This window comes from Streptomyces sp. NPDC034049 (genome assembly GCF_055575575.1).
Genome location: NZ_JBVISJ010000008.1, coordinates 113203 through 129767, shown reverse-complemented (window position 1 = coordinate 129767; position 16565 = coordinate 113203). Strand labels below are relative to the sequence as shown.

The window sequence follows — 16565 nt, the reverse complement described above, 5'->3', positions numbered from 1 at the left end:
GGGCCCGTACGACGAGTGACGGAACACGACGGGCACCTCGGAGGACCGTACTCCGAGGTGCCCGTCTGTTCGGGGGCGGGTCACAGGCCCGTGATGGGGTTCTTCAGGTTGCCGACCAGCTGGAGCGCGCCCGCCGGGTCCGCCAGGTCGACCATCTGCTTGTTGTTGCGCAGTTGCAGACGGTTGAGGCAGGACAGCGCGAACTCGGGGGCGAACATGTCGTACTGGGCGAACTTGTCGGCGAGTTCGGGCATCGCGTGCTGGTAGTCACGGACGGACTCGGCGACCGTGCGCCAGAAGTCCTCCTCGTCCAGGACGCCCTCCTCGGCGAGGTTCGCGGCCAGGAAGCGGAAGAAGCAGTCGAAGACGTCCGTGAAGAGGGAGAGGAGCTTCTTGTCCTCGGGGACGTCGACGCGAAGGCGTTCGACCGTCGGGGGGAGGACCGCGTCCGGGTCCATGACCGCGATCTCCTCGGCGATGTCCTTGTAGATCGCCCGCTCGACCACGCCGTCCTTCAGCACCAGGATCACGTTCTCGCCGTGCGGCATGAAGACCAGGTCGTAGGCGTAGAAGCTGTGCAGGAGCGGGGTGAAGTACGCCTTCAGGTAGCGGCGCAGCCACTCGGTCGGGGTCAGGCCCGAGCGCTCGATCAGGGCCGCCGCGAAGCCGTTGCCCTCGTGGTCGACGTGGACCAGGGAGGCCATCGTCGCCAGGGACTCGCCCTCCTGGAGGGACGGCACCGGGCTCTCGCGCCACAGCGCCGCCAGCATCTTGCGGTACGGGGAGAACTTGTCCGTGGCCGCCTCGTACTCCAGGTGCCGGTAGCCGACGGCCGCGCGCTCGCGGATGATCGACAGGCCCGTGGACTTCAGCACCGGGTCGTTGTCGATGAGTCCGGCCAGCCAGTCGTTGATGGCCGGGGTCGCCTCCATGTACGCCGCCGACAGACCGCGCATGAAGCCCATGTTGAGGACGGACAGGGCCGTCTTGACGTAGTGCTTCTCGGGGGCGGAGCTGTTGAAGAACGTCCGGATCGACTGCTGGGCCAGGTACTCGTCGTCGCCCTCGCCGAGGCAGACCAGGTGCCGCTGGGCGACCTCGGCGGCGAAGGTGACGGAGAGCTTGTTCCACCACTGCCAGGGGTGGACCGGGATGAAGAGATAGTCGGCGGGGTCCAGTGCGAGGTCGGTGAGGACGGAGCGGAAGCGGGCGACCGTCTCCGCGCCCAGTTCGTCCCGCAGGAAGGCCTCGTACTCGATGCCGACGCCCGCCGTGAACGCGGCCCGGGAGCGGTGCGCGGCCAGCCAGACCAGGCGGACGGGGCTCGCCGTCTCGGGGGCGTACGCCCGGTACTCGTGGACGCCGAAGCCGAGGCGGCCGTTGTTGGCGACGAAGCAGGGGTGGCCCTCGGTCATCCCGGTCTCGATGGCCTGGAAGCCGGCGTCGACGAGTTCGGCGACCGGGGTCTGCTCCTTGGTGAGCTTGTAGCAGGTGCCGGACAGGGTGGAGGAGATCTCCTCCAGGTAGACCGGGAGGATCTCGTCGCTCAGGCCGAGGGACCCCTTCAGCTCGACGAAGAAGTCCAGGGCGGCCAGAGGGAGGTCGACGCCGTCTCGTTGACGGGTGATCGAGTCGGCGTCGACCTGCCAGTGGTCGAGGGCGCGCCGGACGGCGGTGAACCCGTAGCGGGTCGCACCGTCGTCGCTGCGGACCTCGAAGCGGCCGTCGGCGGTGGCCTCCGGCGTGAGGAGCCGCTCGTGGGCGAACTCGGCGAGGGCCTTGCGGATGAGCAGGCGGTTGGCCCGTGCCCAGCGGTGGGGGGACAGATGCGCTACGGCGTCGGACAGGGTCATACGGCTACTCCTCGGGCAGCCAGGCTCTGGCTGCGCATGAACTGCTCTCGGGTGCAGAAGCTCAGCAGCGCGCGCTTCTCCGGCTTGTCGATCTCGCCGTGGGGGACGAAACCGACGACTTCGTTGAGGGCGTGGACGGCCTTGTTGGACACGTCCGGCTCGACGACGACCCGGCGGGTGGCGGGGTCCTCGAAGAGGTGGGCCATCACGGCGGTGATCACGGACCGGGTGAAGCCGTGCACGGGGGTGTCGGTCGGCGGCACGAGGAAGTGCATGCCGACGTCACCCGGCTCGGGCTCGTACAGGCCGACGAGCTCGCGGTGGGCCGGGTCGTACTTCTCCATGAGGAACACGGGTTCGCCCTCGCGCAGCCCCAGCAGGGCGTGGTGGTGCGGGTCGGCCGCGATCTCCATGTACGCCCGCTCGACGTCCTCCAGCCGGGCGTCCTGCATCATCCAGTACGCCGCCTTGGGGTGTGTGACCCAGCCGTGCAGCAGTTCGGCGTCGGTCAGCGGGTCCAGGGGGCGGAAGGTGAAGTCCGTACCGTTCGGGCCGCTCATACCGCGAACTCCTGGAAGGCGATCGTCTTCTCCACCGGGTAGTACTCGGTGCCGAGCAGCTCGCGGATGATGTACGCGTTGCGGTACGCGCCCATGCCCAGGTCGGGCGAGGTGATGCTGTGGGTGTGGACGCCCGCGTTCTGCAGGAAGACGCCGCGGCCGGTGGTGTCGATGGAGTAGTTGCGGGCCACGTCGAAGCGGCCCTGGCCGTCGAAGACCAGCCGGTCGCTGATCGAGGAGAGGAAGGCCGGCGGCCGGTAGTGGTAGCCGGTGGCCAGGATCAGGCCCTCGGTCTCGATCTCGAAGTCCTTGCCCTGCTCGTCCTGGCGCAGTCCGAGCGTGTACCGCCCGTCCTCGTACGTGGCGCTGTTGAGCGAGGAGTTGGTGAGCAGGCGGGTCGGGACCGGACGGCCGGCGGCGGTGACGTCCTTCTGGTAGAGCAGGTCGAAGATCGAGTCGATCAGATCCCCGTTGATGCCCTTGAAGAGGCCCTTCTGCTGCTTCTCCAGGCGGTAGCGGGTCTCCTCGGGCAGCGCGCGGAAGTAGTCGATGTAGTCCGGGGACGTCATCTCCAGCGTCAGCTTGGTGTATTCGAGGGGGAAGAACCGCGGGGAGCGGGTGACCCAGTTGAGCTGGTAGCCGTGGACGTCGATCTCGGAGAGGAGCTCGTAGTAGATCTCCGCGGCGCTCTGGCCGCTGCCGACGATCGTGATCGACTTCTTCGACCGCAGCTCCGCCTTGCGGTGCATGTACTGCGCGTTGTGGAAGAAGTCGCCGCCCAGGTCCTGGCAGGCCTCGGGGATGTACGGGACGGTGCCGGTGCCGAGGACGAGGCGCCGGGCGCGCAGGACGTCGCCGTCGGCCGTGCGCACGACGTAGACGTCGTCCTCGTACGTCACCTCGGTCACCGTGGTGCTGAAGCGGACGTTGCTGAGCCGGTTCGCGGCCCAGCGGCAGTAGTCGTCGTACTCGACCCGCAGCGGGTAGAAGTTCTCGCGGATGTAGAAGGAGTACAGCCGTCCCGAGTCCTTCAGGTAGTTCAGGAAGGAGTACGGGGAGGTCGGGTCGGCGAGGGTGACCAGGTCCGACATGAACGGGGTCTGGAGGTGGGCGCCGTCGAGGAACATCCCCGAGTGCCACTCGAAGTGCGGCTTGGAGTCCAGGAAGATCCCGTCGAGTTCGGCGATGGGCTCGGTGAGGCAGGCGAGGCCGAGGTTGAAGGGTCCCAGTCCGATGCCGATGAAGTCGTGGGTCTTCACGGCGGATTCAGGAAGCGACGCGGTCAAGGGATTCTCCCAGGTACTGCTCGGCATGGCCGGCGATCAGATCGAGCACGGTGGCGATGTCCTCGGCCGTGGTCTCGGGGTTGAGCAGGGTGAACTTCAGGTAGTGGCGATCGCCGACCTTGGTGCCGGCGACCACGGCGTCGCCGGAGGCGAACAGGGCCTTGCGGGCGTAGAGGTTGGCGCGGTCGATCTCCGCCGGGTCGGTGACGGCCTCGGGGATGTAGCGGTAGACCAGCGTGGAGAGCTGGGGCTCCACGACGACGTCGTAGCGCGGGTCGGCGGCGAGCAGTTTCCAGCCCTCCTCCGCGAGGTCGCAGACCTCGTCGAAGAGCTGGCCGATGCCGTCGGCGCCCATCGTGCGCAGGGTCATCCACAGTTTGAGGGCGTCGAAGCGGCGGGTGGTCTGAAGGGACTTGTCGACCTGGTTGGGGATGCGCTCGGTGACCATACGGCGCGGGTTGAGGTACTCCGCGTGGTAGGTCGCGTGGCGCAGCGTGGCCGCGTCCCGGACGAGCACGGCGGACGAACTCACCGGCTGGAAGAAGGACTTGTGGTAGTCCACCGTGACGGAGTCGGCGCGCTCGATGCCGTTCAGCAGGTCGCGGCGCTTGCGGGAGACGAGCAGACCGCAGCCGTAGGCGGCGTCGACGTGCATCCAGGTGTCGTACTGGGCGCACAGCTCGGCTATCTCGGGCAGCGGGTCTATGGAACCGAAGTCGGTGGTGCCGGAGGTGGCGACGACGGCCATGGGGACCAGACCGTCGCTCTTGCAGCGCTCCAGCTCACGGGCGAGCGCCATGGTCTGCATGCGCTTGTCGCCGTCGACCGGGATGGAGACGACGGCGTCCTGGTCCAGGCCCAGCAGTTTCGCCGACTTCTTCACACTGAAGTGGCTGACCTCGGACGCGAAGATCCGCAGCTTGGCGGTGCTGTCGGTCTTGGCCTCCTCCCGGGCGAGGAGCAGCGCCTGGAGGTTGGACTGCGAGCCGCCGGAGGTGAACACGCCGTCGGCGGCGGGGCCGAACCCGATGCGCTCGTTGGTCCAGTCGATCAGTTTGCGCTCGATCAGGGTGCCGCCGGCCGACTGGTCCCAGGTGTCCAGGGAGGAGTTGACGGCGGAGAGGACGGCCTCGCCGAGCACGGCCGGGATGACGACCGGGCAGTTGAGGTGGGCGAGGTAGCGCGGGTGGTGGAAGTAGACCGCGTCACGCAGATAGACGTCCTCCAGCTCGTCGAGGACGGCGGCCGTGTCGTGCAGCGGCCGGTCGAGGTCGATCTCCTCGATGCGCGGGGCGAGGGCGTCGACGGTGACACCGGTGAACGGTCGTTCGGTGGTGGCGAGTTTGGCCGCCACCCGCTCCACGCCTTCGGTCACGGTGCGGCGGTACCGCTCCGCGGTCGTGTCATTGAGCAGGTGCGAGCGCATGGGGAGGTCCTCCGAGCGGGGCGGTCCGGGTGGGACGGAGAGGTGAGTGGGGGGTGACATCACGTCGCCCAACTTAGGTAAGCCTAACCTAATTAACTTGAGCGAAATCCTGGCTCGTCCGTGACCGTGGTCACTTCGGTGACTCCGGTTCCGGTGCCAGTGGCGCCCGACTACTCGCCGCGCTCCCGCAACTGCTCCTCCGTCAGACCCTCGCGCCAGTACCCGACGAAGGTGACGCGCCGCTTGTCGATCCCGCGCTCCCGCACGAGATGACGGCGCAGCTCCTTCACCCGGCCGGACTCGCCGGCGATCCAGGCGTACGTCGGCTCACCGGGCGGGAGTTGGGCGGCGCGGATGGTGTCGAGGGCGGTCGGTGCCCCCTCGCTCCGCACCAGCCAGGTGATCTCGGCATCGGCCTCCGTCACCAGGTCCTGGATGTCCCCCGCGTGGTGGACCTCCAGCCAGACCCGGGCCGGGGTGCCGGCCGGCAGCGACTGAAGGATCGCGGAGGCGGCCGGCAGCGCCGTGTCGTCGGCCCAGATCAGCACCGGACCGGTGTCCGTCGGCGGCCGGAACCGGATCGCGCGGTTGTCGGCGATCGCGGGGCCGAGCAGCACCACCCGGTCGCCGGGGGCGGCCTGGGACGCCCACCGCGAGGCGGGCCCGGCGGGCACGGCGGCCTCCGGCTCCACCCCGTGCAGCACGAAGTCGATGTCGATCTCGACGGTGTCGCCGTGCGGGTCGCGGCGCAGCCCTCGCAGGGTGTACGAGCGCATCACCGCCCGCACGTCGTCCGGCAGTTCCCGCCACGCCTGCCACCAGCCGTCCCCCAACTCGTAGGGCACGGCCGGGACTTCCTGCCCGGGGTGCGGCAGGAACAGCGACAGCGACTGGTCCCGGCCGTCGGAGAGGAAGTGCCTGAGGTCGTCCCCCGCGAACGTGACGCGCACGTAGGACGGCCCCAGCCGCTGCGTCCGTACGACCTGAAGAGAGTAGAAACGGAAGGGCGCGGCTACGGCCGTCGTCATGGGAGGGCTCCTGGATAGGGGGCGGGAGCGGGAGCGGGTGGGGTTGCTGGTTCGTCGGCGGGTGCGGCTCCGGTGGGGGCTGGTCGCGCAGTTCCCCACGCCCCTGAAGAAGCAGGGGCTGCGCCCCGTGCTTTTTCGGCCCGAAAGGGCCGTAGGCCCTTGAGGGGCGCGGGGAACTGCGCGAGCAACCACGACGCTCCCGCAGCTCACCCACGGCCTCAGCCCTAACCGACCTTCTTCGCCTTCTCGATCGCCTCGGCCAGCTCCTCCAGGAGCGGCGCGCACTTGTCGTAGGACAGGATCGGCTCGGGGTTACGCCCGATGACCTGACCGGCCTTCACCGCGGGAAGCTTCTTCCACGTCGCCTCCTCGATCGCGTCCGGCTGGATCGCCGACGTGCGGTTGTCCATGATGATGACGTCCGCGTCGTACTTGTCGACGTTCTCCCAGCTGAGGTTCTCGAACCAGCCGCCGCTGGCCTTCAGCGCGGCGGCGCTCGGCTCGACGAAGTTCACGCCGAGGGCCTTGAAGTACTCCAGGTCGATGGAGAGGTTCGAGCCGGACACGTAGAAGATGTCCTGGCTGGCGGAGCCGGCGAGCACCTTGATGTCGGGCTTGGCCTTGGTGGCCGCGCGCAGCCGGGCGGCCGCGTCCTCGAACCGCTTCTTGGCGGCGGTGACCTTCTCGGACTCCGTGTCCGCGCCGAGGGACTTGGCCAGCTCCAGCACGCGCTGCAACGGCTCGGTCAGCTGACGGTCGTAGACGGAGATACCGACGCTCGGCGCGAGCTTGGCGATCTTGTCCTTGGACGCCTCGGGCACGTACCAGAGGGTGCCGGCGTCGTCGAACATCGTGGTGATGAGGACGTCGGGGGCGAGGGCGGCGTACTTCTCGACGTTGAACTCGTCCCAGACGTTGCCGAGGACGGTGACCTTGCTGACGTCGAGGTCGCCGGCCTGGACGTCCGCCTTGCCGTCGGCCGTCTTGGTGGGGCCGAAGACCCCCTTGACGCCGACGCCGTAGTCGTGGAGCGCGGCGGCGACACCCACGAAGGCGACGATGTTCGAGGGGACCTTGTCGGTCTTGGCGGTCTCGCCGCGGTCGTCCTTGAACGACCAGGGGCCGGACTTGGCGGCAGCCGTCTCCTTGTCGGAGCCAGTGCTGCCGCCCGTCGAGCTCTCGTCCCCACAGGCGGCGACCACGGCACCGAGACCGAGTGCGCCACCGGCGGCGAGGATGCCACGGCGGGTGAGATGAGCGGCTCTGGCGTTGGACATGTGTATGGCTACTTTCGAACGGGGCGGATCGCCGCCCGAGGGTGAGTTCGAAGGTAGGTTAGCCTAACCTCACCGCTTGTCCAGCGGGTGGTTCCAGGTGGTGGAATGCCCTGGCAGCCCCCAGCCCTAACCTTTGAGTTGCCTGTGAATCGAAGGTGGGTGTCCTGGGTAGGTGGTCATCTCTGCCGCTGGTCGCCCAACTGGCGTGAATATCAAGGGCGATGGGGATCTGACTTGTCCCAGGCCCGGGCGGCCGGCGGAGGCGTCGTGGGGGCCGGGATGAGGCCGGCGGCGACCGCCTTGTTCGCCGCGTCCACCCGGGAGGTCGCGCCGAGCTTGGCGAAAATGTTGCGCATGTGCCGCTTCACCGTCCCCTCCGTCAGGCCGAGTCGGGTGGCCGTACGGCGGTTGCTCAGCCCGGCGGCGACGAGTGTGATCACCTCCAGCTCGCGGGGGCTCAGGGGCTCGCGCACGGCGGTGCGCTCCGGTGGGGGCGCGGTACGCGACGGCGCCGGCAGCGACACGGTCAGGCCGTCCTGGGTGCAGGCGTCGCGCAGGGCGGCGGTCAGCGAACGATGCGAGGCCGTCTTGTGCAGATAGCCGCGGATGCCGAGCGGCAGCAGGGCCTGCAGCAGCCGCTTGTCGTCGTGCATGGTCAACACCATGATCTTGGACTCCGGGGACGCCGCCTGCACCGCTCGGACCGTGCGCCCGGGATCCTCGTTGCCCGGCATCTCGATGTCCATCAGCACCACATCGGGCCGGTGTTCGCCGGCCGCCGCCACCATGCCGGGGGCGTCGCCGACCGTGGCGACCACGTCGAAGTCCCCCATGCCCTGGATGAGTTCGGCGAGGGCCTCGCGCAGCAGGGTGTGGTCGTCGGCGATCACGATCCGCCACCGCGCTGTCGGAAGGGTCACTTCGTGCCCGGCTTCGCGGTCGGCAGTGGCAGCGACATCCGCATACCGGTGCCCACTCCGGGCGTACTCGTCAGCGCGAAGTTCCCGCCCAGGGCCAGCGCGCGCTCCCGCATCGCCTGCAGCCCGGTGCCCCGGCCGGTCACCGCGCACGGCACGAAGCCGTCCCCGTCGTCGTGCGCGAAACAGTCCACCCGGTGCGGGGCCACGTCCACCTTCAGGGCCACACTGTGCGGCCGTGCGTGCTCGAGGGAGTTGCGCAGGAACTCACGCAGGATCAGAAACAGTTCCTCGGCGTGTTGTCCGGGCAGCCAGGACTCGTCGCCGTTGACCTCGACGTGCAGTTCCACCCCCGGCGCCTGATGCTGTTCGCCGTACTCCCGCAGAGTCCGGGCCAGGCGCTGTCGGCCGGTGTCCGCACGCAGCTCGGAGATGAGGCCGCGGGTGTAGCCGGCGGCCTCGTCCAGGGCGCCCCGGACGTGCTTCAGGAAGCGCTCGCGCTGCTCGGCCGGCTGCTCCCTCTCCACCGCCTGCTCGTGCAGATCGAGATAACGGTGCGCCATGGCGAGGCTGTTGCCCAAGTGGTCGTGGAGGTCACGACCCAGCCGCATGCGGTGGGCGCTCCCGTTCTCCTCCACCTTGTTCAGCAAGTACGCGTCGTAGCCGGCGGCCGAGACCTGAAGACACGTCGACAGGCTGTGGTTGAGCGCCGACACGGCCCGGCCGAGGCACTCCGAGGACTGCTCGGCGGGCAGGTCGGCGGCGGCCGTCACCACGTACTGCAGGATGATCTGGAACAACAGACCGGAGGAGCGCAGTGTGTCGGCCGGGTGCACGGTCTGCAGGATTCCCCGGGTGCTCAGTCCGACCGAGAGACTGAGCGCGACGTTGGCGCCGAGCGCCGCCTGGTCCGCGTCGCCGCGCAGGGAGGCGCAGCACTCCTCCAACACCAGCCGGGCGTGGTTCTTGGCTTCCTGCCACAGCGCGTCGGTGGACACCAGCGGGCTGCAAGCGCCGTCCAGCGCCTCCTGGAAGCGGCAGATGATCTCGTCCTTGCCCGCTGACAGCCTCGTCTCCAGATGCCGGGCCGCCAACCTTCTGAACTCGTCCTGCTCGCGCTGTAACACAGTCCGGAATCCCTCCCCCTGGGGTGTTCAGGGAGTTTAACCAACCGGCCAGTTTGCGATCGAAGGAATTCCAAGTCGTAACAGCCAATTAGCATTCGGTGCCGGCGCGTCCGACTTCAGCGCTACCGGGATGCCGGAGCGCCGTGCGCCGTCGCCGTGTAGTGGCGCAGACGTATCACCGCCCGGGTGTGGGAGGTCAGATCCGTGGCGACCGCGGCGGCGTAGTCGTGGAAGGGATGGGGCAGTCTCAGCGGAACCGTCGGCCAGGAGGAGAGGTCCTTGCCCGAGGCCGCCGACAGGCCGAGTCCCGAGGCCTTCACCGACGCCTCCAGCCTCGTCCAGGCCTGGAAACCCGCGCTGTTGCCCAACTGCGGGCGGCCCAGTACGCGGGACCAGTCGACGCCCTGTCTGATCCGCTCCACGTCCACGCCGACCGTGGCACCGGGACGGCGTACGGCGAGCAGCGCCACGCCCGCGGAGCGGGAGAGGCTCACGGACGGGGCCGGGCACCAGCCGCGGATGTAACCCGGCCTGCCGTGCTGGGCGTTACGGACATGTGTGAGTTCGCCGGGGTCGCAGCCCAGGTAGCCGGCCACGATGTCGCGGGCGGCCAGATGCGAGGCGAGGTAGCGGTGCCGGGCCGTCGCGCTGCGCTCACCCAGCCGGCGCAGGCGTTCCTGTTCGTACGGGGACAGTTCACGCGCCCGGGGTTCGTGCGCGCCGGGGGCCAGGGCGTCCAGCGGGATCAGCCATACGTCGACCGAGTAGGGGGCGAGCATCTGTGAGCTCCTGGGGTCTTCGGGGGCTCGGGAGCGGTGCTGAGCCGGGACGAGGCCGGTGGGCGACCGAGGGCAGCCGGGTACGACGCCTGTCGGTTCCCTGATGCGAAGGGGGCGCACCAGGGAACCGGCGGGGAGGGGGCGGTCAGTCGTCCACGAGGGTTCGTTCGCGGGGCTCGGACGCGGGCTCGGACGCCGGTGCGGTGGCCGGGCCCTCGGCGAGCATGAAGTGGATCACGGCCGCGGTCAGGGCGCACAGGGCGGCGGAGGCCCACAGGACGATCCGGAGGGCGTCGGTGTGGCCCTGGGACAGGAAGTCCAGGAACTCGTCGCGCAGCGCCGCGGGCGCGTCGGCGGCCAGGCTCGGGGCGTCACCGCTGGCCACCTGGTCGGCGGCCGAACCGGCCGACACGCCGCCGTCGACGTACCGGTCGAGGCCGTCGGCGATACGGGAGCGGACCATGGAGGCCAGGGCGGCGACCATGACCACGGCCGCGATCGCCTCGCTGGCCAGCCGGATGGTGTTGAACATGCCGGCCGCCATGCCCGCCCGCTCCGGCGGAACGGTGCTCACCGCGGCCCCGTCGAGAACACCCATGATCAGGCCGACACCGACACCGGCGACGACCAGCGGACCCGCGAGCCCCAGTACGCCGATGTCGGGGTGGACGACGGTCAGCCACGCACACCCGGCGGCGATCAGCAGCAGACCCGCGCCGAGCACCACCCGCATCTGGACGCCGCCCGCGACCAGCTTGCCCGCGATCAGCGGGCAGAACAGCACCGGTCCGGTCAGCAGCAGCATGATCAGGCCGGCCTCCTGGCTGCTCGCGCCGTTCGCGCCGATCAGGAACGCGGGCAGGACCAGCAGCAGGCCGATGAAGCCGAACGAGAAGGCCACATTGAGCAGGTTCACGCCCAGGAAGCGGCGTTCCTTGAACAGCGACAGGTCGAACATCGGGGCCTTGTGCCGCCGTTCCACCACGGCGAACAGCGCCACCAGCACCAGCGAGCCCGCGAACAGACCGAGCACGGTGCCACTGGTCCAGCCGTCCTGCGGGCCCTGGATGATGCCGAGGGTGAACAGCACCAGCGCCAGGGAGAAGGTGATCGTGCCGGGCCAGTCGATGCCGGCGGCGTCCGGGTTGCGGGATTCGCTGAGGAACGGCAGCCCCAGCATCGACAGCACCACCAGCGCGAGATGAGCGTAGAACACCGATTCCCAGCCGAGGGCGCCCACCAGCAGACCGCTGGTCGTGGGGCCGAGCGCCAGCCCGGCGCCGAGAGTCATACCGGCCACGGCGAAGGCCTTGGCCCGGGCGGCTCCGTCGAACGTGGTGGCCACGATCGCCGTCGCGGACGTCATCAGCGCGGCGGCGGCCACACCGGCGACGCCACGGGCGATGTCGACCACGAGCACGCTGGGCGCCAGCACCGTGGCGACCAGGGACGCGGCGTACAGACCGGCACCGAAGGCGAACATCTTCTTCCGGCCCAGCAGGTCGGCGAGCGAGCCCGCCACCATCATCAGGCTGGCGGCCATCACGTTGTAGGCGTTGACCACCCATTGCAGGGAGGCCAGGTCGCCGCCGAGTTCCCGGCCGATGTCGGGCAGCGCGACGGGGGTGCCGCTGACTCCGAGGGGGACGATCAGTACACCGAGGCACACCACGAGGAGTGTGAGCCCCGGACGATTTCCGGCCGTGGGCCGGGCGTCGGGGGTGGACATGGGACAGAGCTCCTTCAGTCGAGCGGTTGCGGTACGGGGTGCGGGGGCTTGATGAGGGCGCCCGACAGCGCACGGACCAGCCGCAGTTCGCCCGGCCGGCCCACCGCGGCCACCACCGCGTCGGGCCGGACGAGACATACGGCGGGGCCGCGCAACCTGAGCGCGGCGTGCAGGGCGCCGGAGGGGTCGGCCAGGACACCGGGTCGGTCCGGGACGGGGGAGCCGGCGTCGCCGCCCGGCGTCGGGGAGGGCGTCACGGCCGCCGGGTCCGCCGTGACGACCACCGTGCGGTGACCGAGGCCGGTTAGGGCGGCAGCGGTCTCCACGGCCGACGGCGTACGGGAGGCGTCACGGTGGTCGGCGGCGAGGACGAGCAGCAGGGGGCGGTCGGCAGCGAGCAGATCGTGCAACCGCAGGGCGGCCACGCCCACGGCGTCGACCACCGGTGTGTCCGCCGCGGTCACCCCGCGGCCCGCCGCCGACAGCCGTACGTCCGGCAGGCGGGCGCCCTCACGCAGGCGGCCGACCGTGCGGCGGGGACCGGCGTGGACGAGCGACAGCTGGGTCTGCCGGGGCGTGACGACCCGGTCCAGGACACCGGAGCGCTCACCGAGCCGCAGGGCCGTGTCGCGGGCGGAGCGTTTCCAGCCCCGCAGCATCCACAGGCGGGTCTGCAGGTCGGTGTCGTCGAGGACACCCCGGGCCACCGCTCGCCGTTCGGTCTCCCAGCGGTCCAGGAACGCCTCCGTCGCCTCGCCGCGCACCACCGACCCGAGCCGCCAGGCCAGGGTGGCCGCGTCCTCGATGCCGGTGTTGAGGCCCTGGCCGCCGGCCGGGCTGTGGATGTGCGCGGCGTCCCCGACCAGCAGTACCCGGCGGTCCCGGAACCGGTCGGCGACCTTGCGGTGCACCCGGAACACACCCGTGCGCTGCTCCCCGGTCAGCGTGATGGGCACCGGGCAGCGCTCGGACGCCGCCCGCTGCACCTCGGCCCGCACGTCCTCGGGGGCCGGGGCGCCGGGCGCCATGCTGGTGAACACCCGGAACTTCCCGCCGGGCAGCCCCACCACGACGAGCACACCCTTGGCGGTCATGAAGTAGTGGGCCTCGTCCGGCGCGAGCGGGGTGTCGCAGGGCCCGTCGGAGAGCAGGAACTGCTGGGGATACGTCTCGCCCTCGTAACCGGTGCCGATGGCGGTCCGTACCGTGCTGTGGGCGCCGTCCGCGCCGATCAGCCAGTCCGCGTGCACGGTCGACGTGCCGTCCCCGTCGGCCAATTCGGCCGTGACGCCGTCGGCGTCCTGCCGCAGCGCGGCCAGCCGGACCCCGAACTCGGTCTTCCCGCCCAGCGCCTCGAAGCGCTCGCGCAGAACCTCCTCGGTCTCCTGCTGGGGCAGCGACACCGCGAACGGGAACCGGGTGTCGGTGACCCGGCGGAAGGTGAGCCGGGCGACGCGTCGGCCACCGGAGTGGTAGTTCTGCGCGGTCAGCACATGCCCCCGGCCGAGGATCCCGTCGGCCGCGCCGAGCCGGTGCAGGGCCTCCAGCGCGCGCGGCCACAGGGTGATCGCCTTGGCATGCGGGTTGGGCCGCTCGGCCTGATCCACGAGCCGTACGGCGATCCCCTGCCGTAACAGTCCGGTCGCGACGGTCAGCCCCACCGGTCCGGCGCCGACGACGAGCACGCCGACGCCGCCCCTCGCGGCGGTCACAGCCCGTCCCCCTCGCGGACGACGAGGCAGCCGACGTTGCCGTCGTGCCCCAGCCCCGTGACCAGGGCGACCCGGCGGCTGTCGGCCGGGGTGTCGCGCCAGTGCGCCAGCACCGCCGCCAACTGCAGGGCGCCGTCGGCGCTGTAGGCCTCGCCGGTGACGTCCTTGACCCGGACCTGCTCGACCGCGCGGCCGGCCAGCACCCGTGTGAGCGCCCGCCGCTCCGCGCCCTCCAGCACGGTCAGCCCGGTGCCGCCGGGGGCGACGAGAGAAACCTCCGAGGCGTCGACCCCGCCGCGGGCCAGCGCCCGGGTCGCACACTCGGCCAGCCCGCCGGACAGCCCCGGCCGCTGCCCCACCGGCGCGAACGAGGTCTCGCAGGCCAGCACCTCGGCGAGTACGGGCGTGCCCGTCGCCCGAGCCCGCTCGGCGTCCTCCACGGCGAACAGCGCGCAGCCCTCGCCGATCGGCACCTCCGGGGCGAGCGCGCCGGTCGCCACCCACGCCCACGCGGTCTGAGGGCACAACTCCTCGACTCCGCCGACCAGCAACCGCCGCGCGTGCCCCTGGGCGAGGGCGTTGCGCGCGTACCGGAAGGCGGCCAGCGAGGCCGTCGTACCGCCCGACAGTGTGGCGTTGATGCCGCGCAGCCCGTGCCAGATCGCGGCCTGCCCGGTCACGGAGTTCATCACCGTGTTCGGGAACCTGGCCGCGTTGACCAGATACGGCCGTTCCTGCACATGGGTGTCCCGGGCGAACTCGCTGCTGCTGCGGACGCTGCCCGAGGTGCTGCCGAGCACCACCCCGGTCGCGGCCCACTCGGGGTCGCCGTCGGCCACACCCGCGGCGGAACGCAGGACGGCGGTGGCGGCGAGCCCGAGCGCGGTCGTCCGGTCCAGGTGACGGGTGCCCTTGCGGCCCACGTGGTCGGCGATCCGGAAGTCGGGCACGATCCGTACCGCCTCGGGCAGCCCGTCCGCGTCGGCGTCGCCGAGCGGCAGCTGTGCCGCGTCGGAGCAGGGCGTACGGTCGCCGCGAAGCGCCTCGGCGAGCGCGTCGAGGCCGACGCCGGCCGGGGAGACGACACCGACCGCGGTGACCGCGAGCGGGCGCACCCGGGGGAGTTCGACGGCCGCTTCCGCGGCCGGAGTGGTGAGGGTGGCGGTCATGACACCTTCCCGAGGACGGTGATGGCGTTGTTGCCGCCGAAGGCGAAGCCGTGGTTCTGGGCGATGCGCACCTCGGCCGGGCGGGCCCGGTTCGGCACCGGGTCCAGGCCGGGGCCGAGCGCGGCGTCCGTCTCGCGGAGGTTCGCCGTCGGCGGCAGGAAGCCCTCCTGGATGGCCTTGCAGCACAGCAGCGCGCCGAAGCCGCTGGCCGCGCCCATGGTGTGACCGAGCATCGACTTCACGGAGCTGACGGGGGGCAGCCGGTCGCCGAACGCCTCGCGGATCGCCGCGACCTCGGTGACGTCGTTGGTGGGCGTGCCCGTGCCGTGGGCGCAGATGTAGTCGACCTGGTCCGGGGTGATGCCCGCGTTGTGGTGCGCCCGGCGGATGCAGTCCGCGATGCTCCCGGAGTCCGGGTGCACCATGTGCTTGGCGTCGCAGCTCAGGCCATAGCCGAGCACCTCGGCGTAGACGGTCGCGCCGCGCGCCCGGGCCCGCTCCAGCGGTTCGAGCAGCAGCGCCACGCCGCCCTCGGCGGTGAGGATGCCGGTGCGATCCTGGTCGAAGGGTCGGCAGACCTCCTCGGCGAGCGCGCCGAGCCGCAGGAAGCCCGCGTGCGTGTAGCGGTTCACCGAGTCGGCGCCGCCGGCGAGCATGTAGTCGGCCTCGCCGGTGCGTACCAGGTCCGCCGCGTAGCCGATCGCGTAGTTGCTGGCCGAGCAGGCGGTCGGGATGGTCTGCGCCTCGCCCGTCAGGCCGAGTTCGGTGTTGACGGCCGCCGCGATCCGCCCGGCCGGCACCTGGGTGACCAGCTGTGCCGACAGACTCTTCAGACCGCCGTCCACCCACTCCCGGGTGAGCTGGTCGACGGCCGGTGCCTCCCCGCTGGTGGTACCCATGGCGGAGCCGGAACGGGCCCGGGCCAGCTCCGCGCGGTCGAGCCCGGCGTCCTGGACGGCCTGGACCGCCGCGGCGGCCGCGAGCAGGCTGGAGCGGCCCCAGTGCGCGGTGTCGAGGACCCGCAGCGTCCGACGGGGTTCGAAGTCGTGCACCTCACCGGCCATCACGTTCGGGAAGCCGGTGGTGTCGAAGGAACGGATGGGGGAGATGCCGCTGCGGCCTTCCCGGACGGCGGCGGCGAGGGCCCCGGCGCTCTGGCCGAGGCTGCTCACCGCGCCGAGTCCGGTCACCACCACGCGACGCGTGGCGGACTCAGGCACCCTTCGCCCCCGAGGCCAGCTCGCTGACATGGGTGGCGAGCGTTCCCAGGTCGGTGAGGTTCTCGGCGCCCTCGACGGGCACGGATATGCCGAGTTCCTTGTCTATACGGGCCAGTATCTGTATCAACGCGAGGGAGTCGGCGTCGAAGTCGTCGACGAAATGGGCCGTGGGATCGATCTCCGTGGCTTCCCCTTCGAGTTCCAGTTCCTCGGCGACGATGACCTGAATCCGAGCGAGAATCTGGTCGGACGACAGCGCGACAGTGTTGTTCGACATGCTGAATTCCCCTCCTGAAGCGGCGGCCGAGACCGGCCATGAGGACGAATCTGGCAGGACCGCGTGCCCTGGAGAAGCGCCTTGCCCCCAAGGCGTGGCCTGTCGAATCGCAGGTGGCAGGGGGTGTGTGTCGATGGGGGAAGCCCGGGTGACCGGAGGTGCCCCCCGTATGTCACTTTCGAGGCAGTGAACGTACCCGTTGGTG

14 protein-coding genes are annotated in these 16565 nt (G+C 70.7%); all 14 read right to left on the bottom strand.

The annotated features are described in order from the left end of the window. Positions 1-80: 80 nt before the first annotated feature. Positions 81-1853, bottom strand: a complete 1773-nt coding sequence (locus tag ACZ52C_RS23670) for an IucA/IucC family protein (protein WP_469076611.1) — start codon at positions 1851-1853, stop codon at positions 81-83. After that, positions 1850-2413 (bottom strand): GNAT family N-acetyltransferase, encoded by a 564-nt coding sequence (locus tag ACZ52C_RS23665; RefSeq protein ID WP_469076610.1) that lies wholly within the window; start codon positions 2411-2413, stop codon positions 1850-1852. The genes ACZ52C_RS23670 and ACZ52C_RS23665 overlap by 4 nt, the downstream gene beginning before the upstream one ends. Further along, positions 2410-3726 carry a lysine N(6)-hydroxylase/L-ornithine N(5)-oxygenase family protein gene (locus ACZ52C_RS23660; protein ID WP_469076609.1) on the bottom strand — a complete coding sequence of 439 codons (1317 nt, stop codon included), beginning with the start codon at positions 3724-3726 and terminating at the stop codon, positions 2410-2412. Before ACZ52C_RS23660 ends, ACZ52C_RS23665 begins: the two co-directional genes overlap by 4 nt. Continuing rightward, complete coding sequence (desA, locus tag ACZ52C_RS23655; RefSeq protein WP_469076608.1) at positions 3680-5125, bottom strand: lysine decarboxylase DesA; 1446 nt, start codon at positions 5123-5125, stop codon at positions 3680-3682. The genes ACZ52C_RS23660 and desA overlap by 47 nt, the downstream gene beginning before the upstream one ends. Positions 5126-5295: 170 nt before the next feature. Next, positions 5296-6153, bottom strand: a complete 858-nt coding sequence (locus tag ACZ52C_RS23650; RefSeq protein ID WP_469076607.1) for a siderophore-interacting protein — start codon at positions 6151-6153, stop codon at positions 5296-5298. 224 nt (positions 6154-6377) lie between these two features. Continuing rightward, on the bottom strand, positions 6378-7430 hold the full coding sequence (locus ACZ52C_RS23645; protein WP_469076606.1) for an ABC transporter substrate-binding protein: 1053 nt from the start codon (positions 7428-7430) through the stop codon (positions 6378-6380). A gap of 212 nt (positions 7431-7642) precedes the next feature. Continuing rightward, the gene (locus ACZ52C_RS23640) at positions 7643-8350 is read right to left on the bottom strand and encodes a response regulator (protein ID WP_469076605.1); all 708 of its coding nucleotides are present in this window, start codon (positions 8348-8350) and stop codon (positions 7643-7645) included. Then, on the bottom strand, positions 8347-9474 hold the full coding sequence (locus tag ACZ52C_RS23635) for a sensor histidine kinase (RefSeq protein WP_469076604.1): 1128 nt from the start codon (positions 9472-9474) through the stop codon (positions 8347-8349). Before ACZ52C_RS23635 ends, ACZ52C_RS23640 begins: the two co-directional genes overlap by 4 nt. A 122-nt stretch (positions 9475-9596) precedes the next feature. Continuing rightward, on the bottom strand, positions 9597-10253 hold the full coding sequence (locus tag ACZ52C_RS23630) for a 4'-phosphopantetheinyl transferase family protein (RefSeq protein ID WP_469076603.1): 657 nt from the start codon (positions 10251-10253) through the stop codon (positions 9597-9599). 145 nt (positions 10254-10398) lie between these two features. Further along, a complete protein-coding gene (locus ACZ52C_RS23625; RefSeq protein ID WP_468470362.1) occupies positions 10399-11982 on the bottom strand; it encodes an MFS transporter in 1584 nt (527 codons plus the stop codon). Positions 11983-11996: 14 nt separating this feature from the next. Beyond that, positions 11997-13694, bottom strand: a complete 1698-nt coding sequence (locus tag ACZ52C_RS23620) for an FAD-dependent monooxygenase (protein ID WP_469076602.1) — start codon at positions 13692-13694, stop codon at positions 11997-11999. Beyond that, positions 13691-14863 carry a beta-ketoacyl synthase N-terminal-like domain-containing protein gene (locus tag ACZ52C_RS23615; protein WP_469076601.1) on the bottom strand — a complete coding sequence of 391 codons (1173 nt, stop codon included), beginning with the start codon at positions 14861-14863 and terminating at the stop codon, positions 13691-13693. Before ACZ52C_RS23615 ends, ACZ52C_RS23620 begins: the two co-directional genes overlap by 4 nt. Continuing rightward, positions 14860-16083: a beta-ketoacyl-[acyl-carrier-protein] synthase family protein gene (locus ACZ52C_RS23610; protein WP_469076600.1), complete on the bottom strand. Its 1224-nt coding sequence runs from the start codon at positions 16081-16083 to the stop codon at positions 14860-14862. Before ACZ52C_RS23610 ends, ACZ52C_RS23615 begins: the two co-directional genes overlap by 4 nt. Further along, positions 16076-16360 carry an acyl carrier protein gene (locus ACZ52C_RS23605; RefSeq protein WP_469076599.1) on the bottom strand — a complete coding sequence of 95 codons (285 nt, stop codon included), beginning with the start codon at positions 16358-16360 and terminating at the stop codon, positions 16076-16078. The genes ACZ52C_RS23610 and ACZ52C_RS23605 overlap by 8 nt, the downstream gene beginning before the upstream one ends. Positions 16361-16565: the final 205 nt, after the last annotated feature.